This window comes from Bradyrhizobium retamae (assembly GCF_001440415.1).
Lineage (GTDB): Bacteria > Pseudomonadota > Alphaproteobacteria > Rhizobiales > Xanthobacteraceae > Bradyrhizobium > Bradyrhizobium retamae.
The window spans coordinates 1-17,549 of the sequence record NZ_LLYA01000194.1; the positions used below are offsets into that span (position 1 = coordinate 1).

General features: G+C 57.0%; 15 protein-coding genes. All 15 read right to left on the bottom strand.

Annotation, left to right across the window (positions count from 1 at the left end):
* Nucleotides 1–304 precede the first annotated feature (304 nt).
* The 15 genes from CQ13_RS33735 to CQ13_RS33810 all read right to left on the bottom strand — a co-directional run bounded on the left by CQ13_RS33735 (nucleotide 305) and on the right by CQ13_RS33810 (nucleotide 17,507).
* Nucleotides 305–1,321, bottom strand: coding sequence for an NAD-dependent epimerase (locus tag CQ13_RS33735; RefSeq protein ID WP_057847117.1), 1,017 nt, complete (start codon nucleotides 1,319–1,321; stop codon nucleotides 305–307).
* A 20-nt stretch (nucleotides 1,322–1,341) separates the two neighbouring features.
* Nucleotides 1,342–2,625: a nucleotide sugar dehydrogenase gene (locus CQ13_RS33740; protein WP_057847118.1), complete on the bottom strand. Its 1,284-nt coding sequence runs from the start codon at nucleotides 2,623–2,625 to the stop codon at nucleotides 1,342–1,344.
* A 795-nt stretch (nucleotides 2,626–3,420) separates the two neighbouring features.
* Nucleotides 3,421–5,178, bottom strand: coding sequence for a glycosyltransferase (locus CQ13_RS33745; RefSeq protein WP_156434062.1), 1,758 nt, complete (start codon nucleotides 5,176–5,178; stop codon nucleotides 3,421–3,423).
* Nucleotides 5,168–6,256, bottom strand: coding sequence for a non-hydrolyzing UDP-N-acetylglucosamine 2-epimerase (gene wecB / locus CQ13_RS33750; RefSeq protein WP_057847120.1), 1,089 nt, complete (start codon nucleotides 6,254–6,256; stop codon nucleotides 5,168–5,170). The genes CQ13_RS33745 and wecB overlap by 11 nt, the downstream gene beginning before the upstream one ends.
* Nucleotides 6,249–7,520, bottom strand: coding sequence for a glycosyltransferase (locus CQ13_RS33755; RefSeq protein WP_488225906.1), 1,272 nt, complete (start codon nucleotides 7,518–7,520; stop codon nucleotides 6,249–6,251). The genes wecB and CQ13_RS33755 overlap by 8 nt, the downstream gene beginning before the upstream one ends.
* Nucleotides 7,517–9,403 (bottom strand): asparagine synthase (glutamine-hydrolyzing), encoded by a 1,887-nt coding sequence (gene asnB, locus CQ13_RS33760; RefSeq protein WP_156434064.1) that lies wholly within the window; start codon nucleotides 9,401–9,403, stop codon nucleotides 7,517–7,519. The genes CQ13_RS33755 and asnB overlap by 4 nt, the downstream gene beginning before the upstream one ends.
* Before the next feature lie 26 nt (nucleotides 9,404–9,429).
* Nucleotides 9,430–10,404 (bottom strand): polysaccharide deacetylase family protein, encoded by a 975-nt coding sequence (locus tag CQ13_RS33765; RefSeq protein WP_057847123.1) that lies wholly within the window; start codon nucleotides 10,402–10,404, stop codon nucleotides 9,430–9,432.
* Nucleotides 10,362–11,255: a class I SAM-dependent methyltransferase gene (locus CQ13_RS33770; protein WP_057847124.1), complete on the bottom strand. Its 894-nt coding sequence runs from the start codon at nucleotides 11,253–11,255 to the stop codon at nucleotides 10,362–10,364. Before CQ13_RS33770 ends, CQ13_RS33765 begins: the two co-directional genes overlap by 43 nt.
* A complete protein-coding gene (locus CQ13_RS33775) occupies nucleotides 11,252–11,911 on the bottom strand; it encodes a hypothetical protein (protein ID WP_156434065.1) in 660 nt (219 codons plus the stop codon). Before CQ13_RS33775 ends, CQ13_RS33770 begins: the two co-directional genes overlap by 4 nt.
* Nucleotides 11,912–11,951: 40 nt before the next feature.
* A complete protein-coding gene (locus CQ13_RS33780) occupies nucleotides 11,952–13,139 on the bottom strand; it encodes a glycosyltransferase family 4 protein (RefSeq protein WP_057847126.1) in 1,188 nt (395 codons plus the stop codon).
* Between the two features lie 14 nt (nucleotides 13,140–13,153).
* Nucleotides 13,154–13,984, bottom strand: a complete 831-nt coding sequence (locus tag CQ13_RS33785) for a class I SAM-dependent methyltransferase (RefSeq protein ID WP_057847127.1) — start codon at nucleotides 13,982–13,984, stop codon at nucleotides 13,154–13,156.
* A gap of 6 nt (nucleotides 13,985–13,990) precedes the next feature.
* Complete coding sequence (locus CQ13_RS33790; RefSeq protein ID WP_082637795.1) at nucleotides 13,991–14,710, bottom strand: class I SAM-dependent methyltransferase; 720 nt, start codon at nucleotides 14,708–14,710, stop codon at nucleotides 13,991–13,993.
* 40 nt (nucleotides 14,711–14,750) lie between these two features.
* Entirely contained in the window at nucleotides 14,751–15,545 is a 795-nt protein-coding gene (locus tag CQ13_RS33795; protein ID WP_082637796.1) for a class I SAM-dependent methyltransferase, read from the bottom strand.
* Nucleotides 15,538–16,311 (bottom strand): class I SAM-dependent methyltransferase, encoded by a 774-nt coding sequence (locus CQ13_RS44755; RefSeq protein ID WP_197427528.1) that lies wholly within the window; start codon nucleotides 16,309–16,311, stop codon nucleotides 15,538–15,540. The genes CQ13_RS33795 and CQ13_RS44755 overlap by 8 nt, the downstream gene beginning before the upstream one ends.
* Nucleotides 16,312–16,472: 161 nt before the next feature.
* A complete protein-coding gene (locus CQ13_RS33810; protein ID WP_057847132.1) occupies nucleotides 16,473–17,507 on the bottom strand; it encodes a lipid II:glycine glycyltransferase FemX in 1,035 nt (344 codons plus the stop codon).
* Between the last annotated feature and the right edge of the window lie 42 nt (nucleotides 17,508–17,549).

A 17,549-nucleotide genomic window follows, 5' to 3' on the forward strand; every position in this document is an offset into this window, starting at 1 on the left:
AAGGAAATGGTCACGAACGATCTCGAGGAAGCGAAGCGGGAGGTCGCCAATGGCAGACGTTCCATTTGAGTTGAAGAGCAAATTGGCCTTCGTCGATCGACCATAGCGACATGATCTACTCGCCGCTGGCTCTCAGGCTCGCGTCGGAGAGTGTCCGACTTTGGTTGCGTCGAGAACGCGCGGCTTTCACAAAGATCAACGGAATATGCGCGAATATTCGAAAACTGGGCGGCGCTATCAAGCGCGAGAAGCGCTTGCGTAACCACATCGAACTTGCGGTTTGCCAGCGGTTTTGTCGCTCCTGCTAAACCTTGTGGTACTCGCGATACCATTTTGCAAATCGCTCGATGCCGTCTTCAATAGTGGTCGCAGGCCTGAATCCAATGTCCCGCGCCAGATCCTCGATGTCGGCGTACGTTGCCGGCACATCGCCGGGCTGCATCGGCAACATCTCTTTGGTGGCCGTACGCCCGAAGTTCTTCTCCAGAAGCGAAACTACGCGCATGATATCTTCAGGATTGTTGTTGCCTATGTTGTAGATCTTCCAAGGCGCCGCGCTGCTTGCGGGATCAGGGGCGTCGCCGGACCAGTTTGGATTGCCCTGCGGTGGGCAATCGATGAGGCGAACGATCGCCTCGGTGACATCCTCTACAAAGGTAAAATCGCGACGCATGTTACCATGGTTGAACAACTTGATCGGAGTACCGCTCAAGATAGCTTTCGCGAAAATAAACATTGCCATATCTGGGCGACCCCAAGGGCCATAGACCGTGAAGAACCGTAGACCGGTGGCAGGAAGTCTATACAAATGGCTGTACGTGTGGGCCATCAGCTCGTTGGCCTTCTTCGACGCGGCATAGAGACTGATAGGGTGATCGACATTGTCCTGTGCCGAAAACGGCAGTTTCGTGTTCGCGCCGTACACGGAAGAGGAAGACGCAAAGAGCAGGTGTTTGCAGGCGTTGTGTCGGCAGCCCTCAAGTACGTTCGTGAAGCCTTCGACGTTCGCGTCGATATAGGCGTGAGGGTTTTCAAGCGAATAGCGAACGCCCGCTTGAGCTGCGAGATGAATGACGATGGGAAAACGGTGCTGCGCAAAGAGCGACTTCATCATTCCACGATCGGCCAGATCGAGCTTAACAAAGTTGAAATTAGAGTGGCGCTTCAAAATGTCGAGGCGAGCTTCCTTGAGCCTCGGATCGTAATAATTATTGACGATATCGAGACCAACAACCTCGCGGCCGGCCGACAACAGGCGTTGAGCCACGTGAAATCCGATAAAACCGGCAGCTCCGGTGACTAGTACCGCACGATCGGACATCTTTTTCTCCGGTCTAGCTCCTAGAGCCGCCACACCTCAATGCCGGCCGGCTGCGAGCTGCGGTCAAGCTTCAGCTTGACGTCGAGAACAAGGCCCGTGCCGTCTTGCAGCAACTGTTGAATAAGCGGCCAGCCGCCATCGATATAGCGATCGTGCGCGACCGCCAGAATAACGGCGTCGGCAGGTTGGAGGGCATCGAGTTCAGTCAGCCTCACCCCGTATTCTTGCCAAGCGTCCGCAGCATGCGCCAAGGGATCATGCACCTGCACCGAGAGGCCAAATGACTGCAGTTCACGGATGATATCGACAACTCGAGAATTGCGAGTATCCGGAACGTCCTCCTTGAAAGTCAGCCCCAGAATGGTGACGAGTCCCCTCTGGTCTTTCCGCCGCAGTAGCCCGCGAACACATTCCCTCGCGATTCGCTCCCCCATGCCATCGTTGATACGCCGACCGGCCAGGATGATTTCCGGATGATACCCTGCTTTTTCGGCACGATAGGTCAGGTAATATGGGTCAACGCCAATGCAGTGACCGCCAACCAGTCCCGGCTGAAACGGCATGAAATTCCATTTTGTCCGGGCCGCCGCAAGGACATCGCCGGTATCGATATCGAGGGCTCTGAAGATCAGCGACAGTTCGTTCATGAACGCGATATTGAGATCGCGTTGTGTATTTTCGATGACCTTGGCTGCTTCGGCTACTTTAATGGAGGGCGCGCGGTGGACACCGGCCGTCACGACCGATCCGTAGACGTCAGCAACGATGTCGAGCGTCTTCGCGTCCTGTGCTGACACAACCTTCATGATTGTCTCGAACCGGTGCCGCTTGTCGCCGGGATTAATACGCTCCGGCGAATATCCGACATTGAAATCCGAACCGGCCTTTAACGCGGATACTTGCTCGAGTACTGGAATGCATTCTTCTTCGACCGCGCCCGGATAGACAGTCGATTCATAGACGACGATATCACCTTTCTTGAGCGCGCTTCCGACCGAGCGTGATGCCGCAATCATTGGACCGAGATCCGGCCGATGCGCGTCGTCGATTGGGGTTGGGACGGTGACGATATAGAAATTCGATTCTCGGATCGCCGTTACGTCGGCAGAAAAGGATAGGGACGCGTGCCGAAGATCGCCCTTCTCGACCTCCCGGGTGCGGTCATGACCCGCGTTCAACTCGGAAATTCGCGTCGCATCCACGTCGAATCCAACGACCGGAACGCGCGTTCGGGCGAACGAAACTGCCACGGGCAATCCCACATATCCCAAGCCTATAACCGCTATCCTACGCCCGTGTGCCACTGATAAATCCACCTGGAAGCCGTCTTTTTAAGAGGCCTGTTTAGCCGCAGTGCCAACCTTTCAGCAATAGCGAAACCGTCGATATTGCCAGCTCTTTTGTGAAGACGTGACCGCCTCCGTCTGGATCGCCCGTTGCTTCGCGTGCAACTCCGCTCCTCCAACCAGTCGCCAACTGGAATAGATCGCATCCGGCACGCAGGACCTATAAGCTTCGCTAGGCGCAACGTATGGGCCCTATGTTCGCTCCAAATATCGAGGACGAGCGACGACGGCTGATCAGCTTTTTGAAGGCAGGTGCCGTACTTCGTTCGTAGATGCCGCCGAGATAGAGCGCAAAATCGAGCCCCTGCGACAGCCGAGATCATAGGTGAGCCCTTCTCGAACGACCACCGCATGATCGGTCCGACCAAAAAGCCTTCTTCCGGCATGCACCAGGCGGTAGATCGCGCGAGCACGTGCTATCTTTTGAACTGCTTTCATCGATAGTTTCCGACGACTTTGAGTCTGGTTGAAGTGATGGCGAAATCGAGTTGCGCATTTGGTGTGTCTGGCGGGTCAGGGCTCACCAGTCGTCTTCGATCCGAGCACAATACCGGGATCGGAAAAGCTCGTAGCCTCGACATTAAGGCGACGGCCGCAGCCCTCGGGATGCTCCAGAACGCTGGGGGGTGCGACGAAAATTCCGGCGATGAGGCCGTCGCGCTCCAGACGCGGAGCAGAGATAAAGCCAAATGGCGTGGCGGGCGCTTTCGGGCAAGTCTGTCGCGGGGTCTTGGGCTGATTTCGTCAGCACCATCATTCTAATCGGTAAAGCGCCAGCATCTGATCAACAACGTCATCAACCGAAAACCTTTCTCTCACGAGCAAGGGTCCGCGTTGTTTTGCGAGGGCGATCGCGCCCGCATCATCCAAAAAGTGAGTGACGGCCCGAGCGTAATCTGCCGCTCGACTCCCGCGTACGCCCAATCCGGTGACTCCCTCCTGGAAAGTCTCCGGGGCGCCGCCAACAGCCGCTGAGACGACCGGAAGCCCGTGGGCTTGCGCCTCGATCAACACATTGGGAAGCCCCTCCTGAATCGACGTGAGCAAAAATACCGAAAACGCTGACAGCGCGGTCCCGACATCTTTCCGCAAGCCCGTAACGATCACCCGATCGCCAATACCAAGCGAGGCAATTTCCTTACGCAGAAGAGCTTCGACAGGCCCGCCGCCAACCCATATGAATTTCGTTCGCGGCCGCCGCTTGAGCACTTCGCAAGCAACCTCAAGCCACAAAAATGGGCGTTTTTCATCCGCCAAACGCCCGACTGTGCCCACAACGGCATCTGATCCCAGCTTGAATTCTCTGCGAAATGCGCCGAGTTCCTCCAGAGATGGCTTAACTACAGCGGAGGGATCGAAAGCGTTGTGAATTACCTTGATCTCGCTGAGGCTAATTCCGAGCCAAGAGGCGTAATCCTTAGCTCCCGCAAGACTGTTCGTTGTCATGACAACCCCCGGCGAACGAAGCAGCAAGTTGTAGATCGGATGGAAGTACGGCCTATACAATGGGAAATGGAACGGAGCCATTGAGCGGCAGCCAAGAACTATCCTCGGGACACCACTGAGCACGGCCGCAAGTCCCGCCGAAACATTCGTGTAGTCTAGCCAACTGTGAACAACCCGAGGTTTGAAGCGTTCAAACTGAGAAATAAATCCCAAGACTGTCGTGGCGACCTCTGGAGGTAGCGAGGTCGATCGGAGGTACCGAACACACCGCAACATGCTCGGAGGTGCAAAAAAATGATCATGCTCGCCGCTGCCAATATTCCATACTACCTCAATGCGGTCAGTTGAAAGACCATCAGCGAAAAAGTCGGTCGATTCAACTTTTGGATTGATGCATAGAATCTTTGCGTCATCGATCTTTTGCTTCATGTTCGCGACGGCTACGTTCAACTGCCGCTCCGTACCACCCGCCCCTAAGGACCCCACGGCGTGAACAACAGGACCGCGCGTCACGGATTGCGGAACTTTCGCGTGCTCCCCGCGCACATCGCAAATGCATTGCGCCAAGTCTCGAGGTGAAATGTGCTTCATTGTCTCGTAAATTCGCCGAACCGCAGGGCTCTTGATAACGATGCGCGTAAGGCCTTGGGTCATTCTTCCTGTGAGAGCTCGTTCTATTTCTTTTGCGGCAACACTATGTGTCGAGAGAAGCGCTGGGCTCCCGTGGCAATCCGTGTGTGCAAGCACCCGCCGGGCGCCGCGCTGGGCGAAATAAAGAGCGGTTCGCGTCCCCAACCGGTCCCTTCCGAGCAAGACTAAGTCACGAGGCAGGCTTGATGGTCCATTCGGCGGAGGGCCGTTCGCGGGATTGAATGCGAACTCACCTTTTCGGTGTCCCGCCGATACGTTGTGAAACAACGCAACAATCGACGGCATCTCTAGCAAAGTATCTGCAAGCTCACCAGAAATAGGCATCGTCGCCACGATACTTGCTCGAACAATTGCGAATTTATCGATGCTGTCGCGCACCAGATCATAGAGAGCCTTGTCGCGATCAGATTGCAAACTGTTGTCTCAGACTTTTCGCCGCCCGCTCCGCGGCATGACCATCCCACAGCGGAATCTCTTGTGTCTTCGCCGAGCTGATGTTTCGAGCAGTCAGGATATCGACAACTGTTTCAGAGATCAGTTCTGGCCTGATCAACCGGTTTGTACCCCTCGTCAGGGTGACCGGCCGCTCAGTGGTCGTCCGCACCGTAAGGCAGGGGATGCCCAAATATGACGTCTCTTCCTGAACGCCCCCGGAATCAGTGATGACCAACGCCGCGTTCTGTACCAGGCTCATGAATTCAATATAGGGCAAGGGATCGGTGAAAATGATGCCCGGACGCCCCCGCTCGGAAGCCAGACGCCTCGATGTGCGCGGATGCAGGGGAAACACCAGGGGAATGTGCGCAGAAGCCGCGCCAAGCTCAGCCATCAACTCGGCCAACTTAGCAGGATCGTCAACATTTGACGGCCGATGCAAGGTCACGACCCCATATTCCCGGCTTCCCAGTCCAAACTTGGCAAACGACCGGGCCGCGCCGATCCTCGGGGCCAGCATCTCATATGCATCGATCATGATGTTCCCGATTCGTACGATCCTTTCCTTGACGATCCCTTCTTGCCTCAGATTGTCGTCGGCATCTTCGCTTGGCGTCCACAACAAATCCGATATCGAATCTGTCACGACACGATTGATCTCCTCGGGCATCGTTCGGTCGAAACTGCGAAGACCGGCCTCCAAGTGCGCCACAGAAAGCAGCAGTTTCTTGGCCGCCAGTGCAGCGGCGATGGTGGAATTCACATCTCCGACCACGATGACGTAATCCGGGGTCGCCGTCTGACAGAGCTTTTCGTAGGTCACCATAACGGCCGCTGTCGTCTCGGCATGACTGCCGCTACCCACCGCAAGATTAAAATCGGGCGCAGGCAAACCCAATTCCTCCAGAAATACGTCAGACATCAGCCGGTCGCTATGTTGCCCGGTATGGATGATTACCGGCTGAGCCCAATCGCTCCCCGACAGAGCGTGGAAGAGCGGGGCGATCTTCATAAAATTAGGTCGCGCGCCGGCGATAAGGTGAATTTTCTTACGCAACCGATTGTCTCCGCTCGATTGCGCGGAAGATTGCTGCTTCAAGAAGTCTCGTAGTGTTCGAAATGTGATAATCGTCGGTCAAGCCGCGACGACTCTTTACCGTGGCAGCTATCTCGGAACGATCCTTCACCATTTTTGCGATCGCTGCAGCAATCAGCGCCGAATCAGTTCCATCTACACAAACGTGCCCTAGCGGCGCCAAAATGTCGGCCGTTTGCCCGCCATGGGCGGTCAGTGCCAGAATTGGCTTCCCGAACATCAAATAATCAACCACCTTACTAGGAAAAAAGACGCTTCCCGCCGCGTTCGTATCGATGACAATGAGTACGTCGGCTTCGGAGGCGATCTGAAGAGCCTTTAAGTACGGCGTGGGTTCACCAAACCTGGCAATCGTATCGATCCCCAGCTCCTTTGCACGTATCGAATATCGAGCGTCTCCAGACCCCACAAAATCGAACGTCGGCATCAACTCGGGCTCTATCATTTGTTTCAGAATTGCGAGCGCTTCCAAAAGCATCAAGGGATCACGCAGGCCTTCGAACATCGATCCCGTATAGACGAACTTCAAACGGGACGATGTTGCTTCACAATTCTGAAACAAGGGCAGCAAATCCGGATCAAATCCATGAGGAACAACATCCACCCTCTGTCCCCAATCGGCCGAATATTTCGACATTACCAATTGTGCTGTTCTTTGGTTCACGAACAGAACGCCGTCCGCCCGGCGGATGGTTTCGCGCTCTTGCGTGCGCCATCTGTTCAAGACACCGCGGTCTTCATCCTGGACATACGGGCTGTCCACCCAAGGGTCACTGAAATGCGCAACCCATGGCAATGAGGGGAAGCGCCGCTTGAGCGATATTCCAATGAGATGGTCGGACCATGGCTGGGCAAACGTGACAAGCGCCTGCGGCATATTGGCATCGATCAACGCACGGCCTCTTTGGTAGGCCAGCTTCGTCCACGCCCGTCCTTCCACGTCTGCCGGCAACAAGCGCTGCAAGACACCGGAGCGCTTCCACCATCGATTCTCACTGGCAATTGCCGGGCGTATATCAATTGGGTGTAGTCGGTAGAATCCGGCGTACTGTGTCGCAAACGCATCATCGCGCCTCTCTGAATTGTTTAAGAGGGCTTCTTTGGCAATTACATCTATAAGCCAGCCTCGGCGAGACAGCTCCTTCAAAGTTCGAGAAACTTGAATTGCCCGCGGATAGACAAGGGGCGGCATGGCCCACGAAACGACGAGCAGGCGACGGGTCACGCTTTCCAACTCTGCATCCAGTGCTCCAGCACCAGCAAATTCCACAAGCGGTGGCGCGCCTGCGTACTAGCTTCGGGATCAATGCCCTCAGTCAATAATTCATTAATTGCTTCATCGCGGAACCAGGTCCTGACGCGGGCATCGCCCCCCAATACGTCGCTGGCCCAACCGGAAAGCTGGTTGGAGAGCCAGCCGTAGACTGGGACAGGGAACCCCATCTTCGGCCTGTCTATCACCGAGCCAGGAAGTCGCCCTTGCGCGTACTTCCGCAGTATCAACTTGGTCGCGTAACGGCCCGCTGCATCGCGTCCGACTTTCAAACGCGGCGCCAATCTCCAAGCCCATTCGACAAGTCGGTAGTCAAGAAAAGGGGTACGTAATTCAACCGAATTCGCCATCGACATCCGATCCGCCTTCATGAGCAGATCTTCGACCAGCCAGTCCTGACAGTATACGTAAAGCGCCTGGTTCAACGGATCCTGCTCACCGATTCTCGACAAGTCGTCACGGACTCGCTGCAGGCTATCCGGAGCAACCACCGGCTGGCGGAACCATCTTTCTTTTTCCGCAGTCGATGCCAAATTGGTCATCACCAGCGGCTCTGAAAGACGTCGCAGGTCGGTCTCAACGACCGGATCGATCCGAGTTCTCGAAAATGCGCGCAACGCTCGTCCGCTCCATGACCGGAGCGGTCCTCCGTGAGCCCCCCACCTGCGCTCTCTCGCGCTGTCCCACTGCGCTACCCAACGGTCAAACGTGTAACCCCCGAAGATCTCGTCGCTTCCCTCTCCGGAAAGGACGACCTTCACTGATTGGCGCGCCAATTTGTTCACGTAAAAGAGCGGAACCGAGGCTAGGTCGGCGAGAGGCTCGTCAGTTAGGTGTGTGAGCCTCGGAAGGAATTCAATGAATTCTCTGGAGCCGATCACCACCTCATGATGCTTTGTGCCGAGGTGCGCTGCGACCGAGCGCGCGTAGCCCCGCTCATCGATCTCCGCCGCTCCTTCAAAGGCGACCGAAAAAGTCTCGACACGAGCGCCCTTTCTGGCCGCCGCGGCGGCAACGGCCGATGAGTCAAGGCCGCCGCTGAGCAGAATCCCGACGGGAACATCGGCCACCATGCGGAGGTCGACAGCGTTCTCGAACAGGCTGGTAAATTGATCGACGGCTTCTTCGTCCTTATCGCAACAGGATACCGAATCGGTCGGCACGTCCCACCACCGGCGAGGCTCGCTTGCGCTCTCGCCGTGCTTGAGACTCAGCCAGTGGCCGGGTTTCAGCTTGAACACCTTCAACCAGATCGTCTCGGGCGCAGGAACGTACCGGCACGTGATGAAATCCCACAGCGCCCGCGTATTGACTTCACGGTCGACGAGCTGGGAAGCCAAAATCGCCTTCACCTCGGACGCAAAGACAACCTTCTTTCCATCCACCGCATAATATAGCGGCTTCACGCCCAAACGATCCCGAACAAGATGGAGAGTTCGGCTTCTTCCGTCCCAGAGGGCGATCGCAAACATCCCGTTGAACGACTTGAACCCGTTCAACCCCTCGAATTCATATGTCCGAAGGATGACCTCGGTATCGGATCGCGTTTTAAATTGAGCGCCACGGGAAGCGAGCCGACGACGCAGTTCGTCATGGTTGTAGATCTCGCCGTTGAAAACGAGTTGCAACGCGCCATCATCGCTCGATATCGGCTGATGACCTCCGGCCACGTCCACGATGCTTAGACGTCGCATACCAAGCCCGACGCTCTGGTCGAAAAACATGCCGTCATCGTCGGGACCACGGTATTCAATCGAAGAGCACATACGCTGAAGCGTCCGCTCGGCCGCGTCGGCCGACAAGTCGACATTCAACCACCCAACGATGCCACACATGTCCGTCTGAGCTTTCTGATGGCCGGCTAGACGGCTGCCGACTGCGGTCCGATCGAGGGCGCTCGCGCGCAAAGAACTGCAGCGTCACTGCCCGACACCGAAGGAATGCCACGTTTCGCGATCAAATCCATCGACTTCAAAAACGCTGTCTGCCCCCAGGAGTGAGACGGGTCGCCATACCAGGTCAACAGCGCGCTCTTGCCGCCACGCACAAATGTATCAAGGGTCTCGGCAAACAACTCATAATAGGACTCACCAAGTGCATACTGTCGGCGATCGGTCAGCTGTGTCCATGTGTCGAGGATCAGGTGGGGGTATCGCGCCGACCCCGATGTCGGCAATTCCATGATTTCACCGACCCGCCAGGCCGGACCATTGACCAGGGCTTTTTCCGGAACTGTCGTCGACGAATAGCTGTAATTTAGTCTGCCAATTGTCCGATAGATCAGATCAAGATCTTCGTCCCGCTGAAAACCACCGAAATGCGGCGCCCGGAAGCCAAACGGTCTTGTCCCCGTGACATCGTGGACAATCCGATGTCCAAGCTCGATGTCCGCCACAATTTCATCTTCCGTCATGTCCTGATAGAACGTAACGGGGACGTATTGATCGCCTTTCCACTCGGCGTGAGCGCGGGCGCCATGATTCATGAACTCGCGGCCCGATCTGGCGAGACCAGCATAGACGTCGCGACCGCGTTGAAGCTGCGCACCCGGCACTGCATAAGTCGGGACTATGTTGCGATCTTTCAGGAACGCATCCAGCTGTGCGACTACATCGATGTCCCAATCGGTGTCGCAATCAAACGAAAGAAAGAGAGTCAGGCCGTTTAGACCGCAAATCGAGGAGCGCTGAAAATAGACGGCAAGCGGATCCTGCGGTTGCTCGCTCGACCGACCGAGGTAACGAGCCAGCCTGCGTCCGAACGCTTTGGTTTCCGCGAACACTGATGAGACCATCACGCCGGCTTCCTGCCCGTGATCCAAAGACTCCAGCCCCATCTGCGAGCTACCGCCTTGATCATTCCGCTTGTCATGTAACTCGAAAGACGTGGAAACCATGTATTCAACAGGTCGGGCACGTCCGTCCCGAAAACCTGAATATTCAGGTCGTTAAACATCGGCATCAAGTCGCGACGTACTTCGCGTTCGGTGACGGGCCATGTGTGCGGATTTCCTTCTTCCCGCGCCCCATCTCCGTAGCGGCTCGCAAGTTCCAGTTCATCCAGGAACAGCCGTTCTCCGTTAACGGCACCTTCCTGAAAAGCGATCGAGTAGCGATAGAGGACGGAATTGCGGTTGTAGAGCATGAGGCCGATTTCCCCGCCCGGAGCAAGCACGCGAAACAGTTCCGCGATCGCCTTGGCGATACCCGGGGTGTGGTGGAGAACTCCCCATGAATATGCAAATTGAAAACTTGCATCATCGAAGGGAAGCGTCTCGCCATCGACCTCCCGGACGTCACCGGTCAGTCCAAACAGTTCGAAGCGTCGTCGCGTCTGGGCTACTGCGACGGGATTGAGATCCACCGCCGTGACGCGTGCGCCCCGCTGCGCCCAATTCATAGCCATGCAGCCCATTCCGCAACCAATTTCCAAAACCGGCATGCCGCTATATCGCCGATAATCAAAAATGCGCCCGAAAGGCCCCTCCTCCCCGCGAAGAGGTTCGTTCCATCGATAAAACGTTCGATCGGCAAGTTCAAAAAACCGGCGAGATCCGATCTCAACTCTCTCTACGGCGCCGTCCGGCAAGTGGTACAGGGTCGTGCCATGATCCTCCGCGTAGGTCATCGGCGCAGAAGCCCACCAGTCCCTGATTTCGGACTTGAGTTGTGTTACATCTTTTTTCATTGGTGCGGCCGAGTGTCTGCTTTTAGCCAGTCGTAGCCGGCGAGCGCTGCCGCGACGGGGAGGATGGCAATGGCAAGCATCAATTCCGCGATTCGGGTCGATGCAAGCAGGCGGCGCCACCGAAACGAGCGCATCGTCCGTGGTGAGAGCGGGAAGAGGCGCCGGCGTCCGGTCAAGACCACGACGTTGCGTGCGCCCGCCGCCAGCAGACGCCGTTCCAGTCGTCCAAATGTCAAGCCGAGCGCATCAGGGTAAGCGAGGATGATTGAATCAACATCGCAGACCGAGGGTACCCAGCTGGCGAGATCTGCAGTTTCCGACTGCGCCGCCCATGATGGGCGCGACTGTGCCTGATCCGGTAATCGTCGCACATCGAAAATCGTCCTAACGCTTTCGACTGTACCCTGATCAAGCAACGCGGTCACCATGCCAAGCTGTACATCGAGCGACCGCGGGTTTGCGTAATGGTCTCGCAATGAGGCGATGTGCCGGCGCAATGAACCCAACGTAAGCCAGCTCACGACCGGTCCCACATGAGGAAGCGCGTGCAATCGGCTCTCGAACGCCTGCCTTGCGCCACCGCGATATGCGCACACAATTACCAACGTGCGACCGAATACACGGACAGGGCCGAATTCACCCAAATGAAACTGCATACTGCTTAGCCCGGCGTTCGGTTTGCGAGCGACCCCGACATCAGGCCGCGCTATTGATCCGACTGTTCAGAAAGCCGCGATATACCTCAGCGTAAACCGCTTCAGTGGTGGCTGGTGCCCAGTGCTCCTGCGCATGCGCATACGCCGCGCGGCCAAGCGCTTCCCTCTTCGCGTGGTCATTCAGAAGCTCGGTCAAAGCGTCATGATAGGAGGCCGCGGAATTGTCAACTGTGCGGACGAAGTCCGCATTCTCAAGCTCGGGAACGGCCTCACCTCGGCGGCGGTTGATGACGACGGGCAGACCCGTCAGAAGCGCCTCAAGGACGGACTTGTTCAGCTCCCAATATTCGGTGTGAACAACAAACAGATCGAACTCCGGCAGCATCTTGCATAGGTCGTCGTTCGCGATCGCCGGCGAAAACTTGACCCGGTCGGCGACCCCAAGCTCAATAGCGAGGGCAGCCAGCGCGCCCCGCTTCGGCCCGTCGCCAACGACAAGCAATTCCAGCTTCGGAATTGACGCGACGGCTCGAATGATCGGAGACGGATCCTTTTCGTCAAGAAGCCGCCCTACACAAATAATTCGCGGCACAGCACCAAGCTGATAGTTGGTTTTCCTGCGAAGGTGGTCGCCATTCAAGACGTTGTAACACACCCGCGCTCGCTCGATGCCGTGGCGCGTCAGATAAGGCATGATTGGCTTGTAGACCGGCATCACCAGATCCGCGTGAGCAAGCCCTTCGTGTTCCAGATACTCGAAGAAGGCATTGTGCCGCGCCTCGCCTCTTGAGAGCCCCGGCTTCAGAATGCGCCGGACCGCATTGACGTCCGGATTGATGTGAAGCGAAACGACATACGGGGTGCCGAGCGCGAATCTGATTCGACTGGCAAGGAACGTATTCCAGTCCGCCCCGTGACACCGGATCAGATCGGCCCCAATGCGCTTCGCAAGCTCCACACCGCCGCGGGCCCAGCGATTGAGGGCCCGCCGCTGAAAGATGCCGGGCCAGGAGGAGATCAGGGTTGGATCCTCAGGATGGAAATGAAGATGAAGCTTCGCGCTTCCAACCGTTCTCTGGAATGCTGCCAGATCAGGATTGTCGGGGGTGGTGCTGAGAACATGCACCTCGTCGAAGACCTCGCCGGGATTGTAGTACCGCGGCTGATATTCGCCCTTAACAAGGATGTCCGAGATCCTGTCGGGAATCAGCACGAGAAGCTTTGGCATCACACGGATCCCGCTCAGTTTTTCGACGCGGCCAGAACGACCGAATGCCGAAATGGATTATAGAACTGCCAAAAGGCGACAGGGCGACGCAGTACGGATGGCAGGTTCGCAAGGGATGGCGCCATCGATCGCAGCGTTCCGATATCCCTGGGCACAAACCCCAGCCGGCCCAGTGCGCCAAGGACTTCCCAGTTGGTTCGCCTGAAAATCGAGGTCTCAAAGAAGGTCGGATCGCGGCCGAGCGACTTCAGATAGGCGACGGCTTTTTCTCGAGGCAAGAGTGGGTTTGGCTTCCATGGAACGTGGTAATGCGCCTCCAGACGCCATGCGAAGTAGTTCGGGCACACCACGTAGATCAACCCGCCTTTTCTCAGGAGATGATGCGCAACAGAAAGCGTCTTGTCCAAATCCTCTATGTGCTCCAGCACGTTCCAGAACGTAACGACGTCGAAGCTTGCGGCTGGCGCCGAAAATTCTAGGAAGCTACCCAGTTGATATATATCCTCGGCATCGTCTTGCGGGCGCACCACTCGCAGCCGCCGACGGGCGAACTCGACTTCGAACGATGCAGTCTCAATTCCATACGCGTCGAAACCGCGTTCGCGCGCGGCCAGCACGCAGCTGCCAAAACCGGCGCCGACATCCAACAACCTGCTGCCGCGCTTCACATGCGGAGACATCACTGCCAGCGCGTAATCAGATGCCGCAAAACCCACGTGGTTGTCGAGATGTGCTTCTATCGCGGTATCGGTGAAAACGCCTGCGTACATCGATTGCAGATACGCCGCCACGCTCTCGCGCTCGCTGGAAGAAAGCGAAAACGACTGTTCTTCGACTGTGGCCACGATTCCTCAGGGCTTTTTCAGGATGACACACATGCCATGGGCCACGAACGGGAAAAGCTCGCCCAGGCGTAGCCGTCTCTCGACGGGCATTTGATCGACCTTCGAGACTCCGTGCATTCCATATCCAAACGAATACGCATATGGCAGGCCATGCCGTGCCCCCATAGCGGCAATTTCGCTTGTCGTATATTCCTTGAAATGCTGAGGATCGAGCAACTCCGCTTTTTCGAACCTCAGCCAACGGCGGATATTGGAAAGTCGTCTTCGATTCGGGGTAAAGATCGCTACGTGACCACCGCTTCTGCAGAGATCGCTGCATCGGGCCAGGAAAGCGTCGGGGTCGCTCAGGTGCTCGAACACCTGGAAGCTCGCAACCAGGTCATAGCTCGAAGGAACGGACACATCTCTGACGTCGGCAACCCAACGCTTTACCTTTTCGTGGGAGTAATGTTCGTCGGCTTTCGCGATGCTCGCGCTCGAATAATCGATCGCATCGACCTGACGGACGAACTCGTATGTCGACATTTCGCGGTCGTGAAAGCCGCAGCCGCACCCAACATCCAGGATCATCGCAGGTTGAATAAGCTCGAACAGCCTCTTGATCTCGTGTCGACGAACGAAATCCCACTCCTGCGATGCATAGTCCGCCCAATCATCGGTGATGAGCTGATCGAAAAAGGCACGTTGGTCTTCCATGTAACGGGGGAATCGACTTTGGGTGTTCATCGCAACGCCTGCTTCCCTTCAATGCCCGAACAAGGCGTCATCACGCCTTCTCAATTACGATAAGATGGCGGGCAGCAAACGGCTTGAGTAGTCGAGAACTGCTAACCCACTCATCCAGCATCCGGCCCCTAACTCGGCGCTTCATTATGCGTTTCCATCCAGGATGCAATAGTGGCCACAGCCACTTTGGCTTGCCTGCCCACAGTGGCAAAATCTGGAATGCGCGGTGCTCGACAATCGCGAAGTTGTTTTCAAGAGCGAGGGAGAACATCTGGTTGACTGATATCGGAAATGAAGGGGCGAGATCCGCATATCGGCGCACGCAAAACGCATTCAATGACCAGGAATTTTGAAGATCGAGAATTGCGCGCCCGCCCGGCTTGAGCACGCGGCCAAGTTCAGTGAACACGCCTTTGATATCCGGGATGACGTACAAAGACGAAAAACTATAAAGCGTCCCGACAGATTGATCTCGGAGCGGCAGGGCTTTTGCATTGCCTACCAGAAACCGAACATTCAATACTTTCTGTTCCGCGGCGTCCCTTTTTGCCTGCGCGATATATGGTTGGCTGAAATCAATTCCGACGGCTTCTTCTGCAAGAAGTGAGAAGTCGAGAAGATGGCCGCCGGTCGCACAGCACAGGTCAACCAGCATGCCAGGGCGAACATGCGCTCGTACAATACTGAGCTTGTCGGAGAGTAGCTCATCAACATAGTCGCGCGCCTCGTTTTCCACTTTGCGACAAATTGTGCTGGTGGAATAGACGCCCTCGACTTCAAATGGAAGTCGGTACGCCGATTCATCAGTAGGAGCTTGCTTATGTTGTTCAGGCATTGGATTTCGTCGCTACAAAATATAGCGAGGAAGCCTGCCGAGGGATCAGGCGACGGCCCAGAGCTTCAAACAAGTCATCCAGAAATTTATACTTGCGAATACGTCCATCGAGCCGCCAGTCTGGGGGCCCCCACCCCATATGCTCGACCTCCAAGATGTCCAGCCCGGCGGCGCTGACTTTTCTGGCAAGTGTCTCCGCCGTGTAGAAATGGACATGGTCAGTCGTCGCACGTACGTCCGGCGCACGCTTATAGGCCAGTTGCCACCACCATGCGCCCTCATTCGGTGTCCCCAGGACAAGTAGTCCTCCGGGGGCCAGGATGCGCGCGACGGAGGCCAGCGCCGCGGAATCGTCCGGTATGTGCTCGATCACGTGGTTAAAGAATACGACATCGAACGTGCCGTCCGCCGCGGGAAAATCGAGGATATCCGCGAGAAACAGCGTTGCGTCCTGATCGCGCGCGCGGGCACGCGCGAGACGGACAACATTGTAGTCGCAGCCGTAAAGATCCTCGGCGAAGCGCTTCAGCCAGACCAGGTGATTGCCGTCTCCGCATCCAAGATCCAGCAGGCGAGCCGCACGGCCTTTTCCACGTCTGGCAAGCTCGCGGCCAAGCACACGTTCCACATACAGGCGTCGCTTCTTCAAATGGTGGCGCCAGGGGCTTGCGGATTCGGGCGGCTGTTCGGCCACGTACCAGGCGGGGTTCACCCGCCGCGCTTCCTCGATCTCGCTTGCCAGCGTTTGGGCATCTCGCACCAGCACCGGCACGCCTCCGGCGCAGGGATAGACCGCAGAGCAGGACCGGCATCGCGCGGCATCATTCTGCACGTCAAGTACACCATCCTGAGCACAGTATAGACACCGCAAGACGGCGTGCACCCGGCGCTGGGATGATGGCACAGGCTCGAGGGCGAGGTTGCTGTTCATAGTCGGGCGCGTATGCTTCGGGGCAGTTGGCGCAAGCGGCTGATACAAGCGGCCAGCAACGCGCGGGGGCGGTCGTCCGGCGCAGCCTTCCTGTCGCCCAATGCGTAGACCTTGCTTGCTTTCACGAAGCGGTGCGATTCGCCGCCGAAGCGCGTCTTGAAAAACGTCAGTCCGTTGAGTTTCTTGTCGGGTCCAGACGGAAAGATCTCGCCGCAATCGTACCAACGCCGGCCAGACGCTTTTGCGCCCAGCATCGACTTCCAGAACAACAGGTAGTTCGCGCCGGCCGCCAGCCCGGCGTCGGTCGAACATCCGGTGTGGTACCACGCGCCGGCGCCGAAATGCATATCGTTGTGAAAGGCGATGGCATCGCCGTTCTGGTCGAGGGCAGCCCAGAGCACCGAATAAGCCGCATCCGCCATTTCTTGCGCAATGCCGTGGAAATACGACTTCGGGTGCGGCGTGACGCCGGTGCGCAGATAGTTCTCCTGGTGGATGCGATAGTAGCAATCCAGCATCTCAGGCCAATTGGCCTGGACGATCGTGATGCCGCCCTTCTCCGCCTTGCGGACGGTCTGGCGCGCCGTTTCCGACAATCCGCGCCACAATGTGGCTTCATCGGGCGACAAGTCGATCACCTGGGAAGTACCCGAGCAATCTTCGAGGCCGCAAAACGAAAACGGATTCACGCCACGGCCATTTATTGCCGAGGCCGTTACGGGAGGGACGGACATGCGGACCGCGCTCGCGCCGAGCCTTGCAGCGGTTTCATCGACGACCCGCATGAGCGCAGCACGGATGGTATCCCGCGCCCGACCTGTTATGTGACCGGCAATCACCGGCCCGCATCCGCCCCAGCCGGTGATGCCCAATGTGCCGTTACGCCGGTCGATCTGCATTGGCACGACAGCGCAGATTTGCGAACCGTCGAACATCGCAAATGAATGGTCTTCGAGCTTCCATTCCGCGACGGCGAGGATAACTCGCCGCCAACTCGAAAGGGCAAACGGCCAGCCATCGGGCGAGTTCATGACCAACCCATCCCAATCGACCGGTCGAAGCGAGCCGGCTGG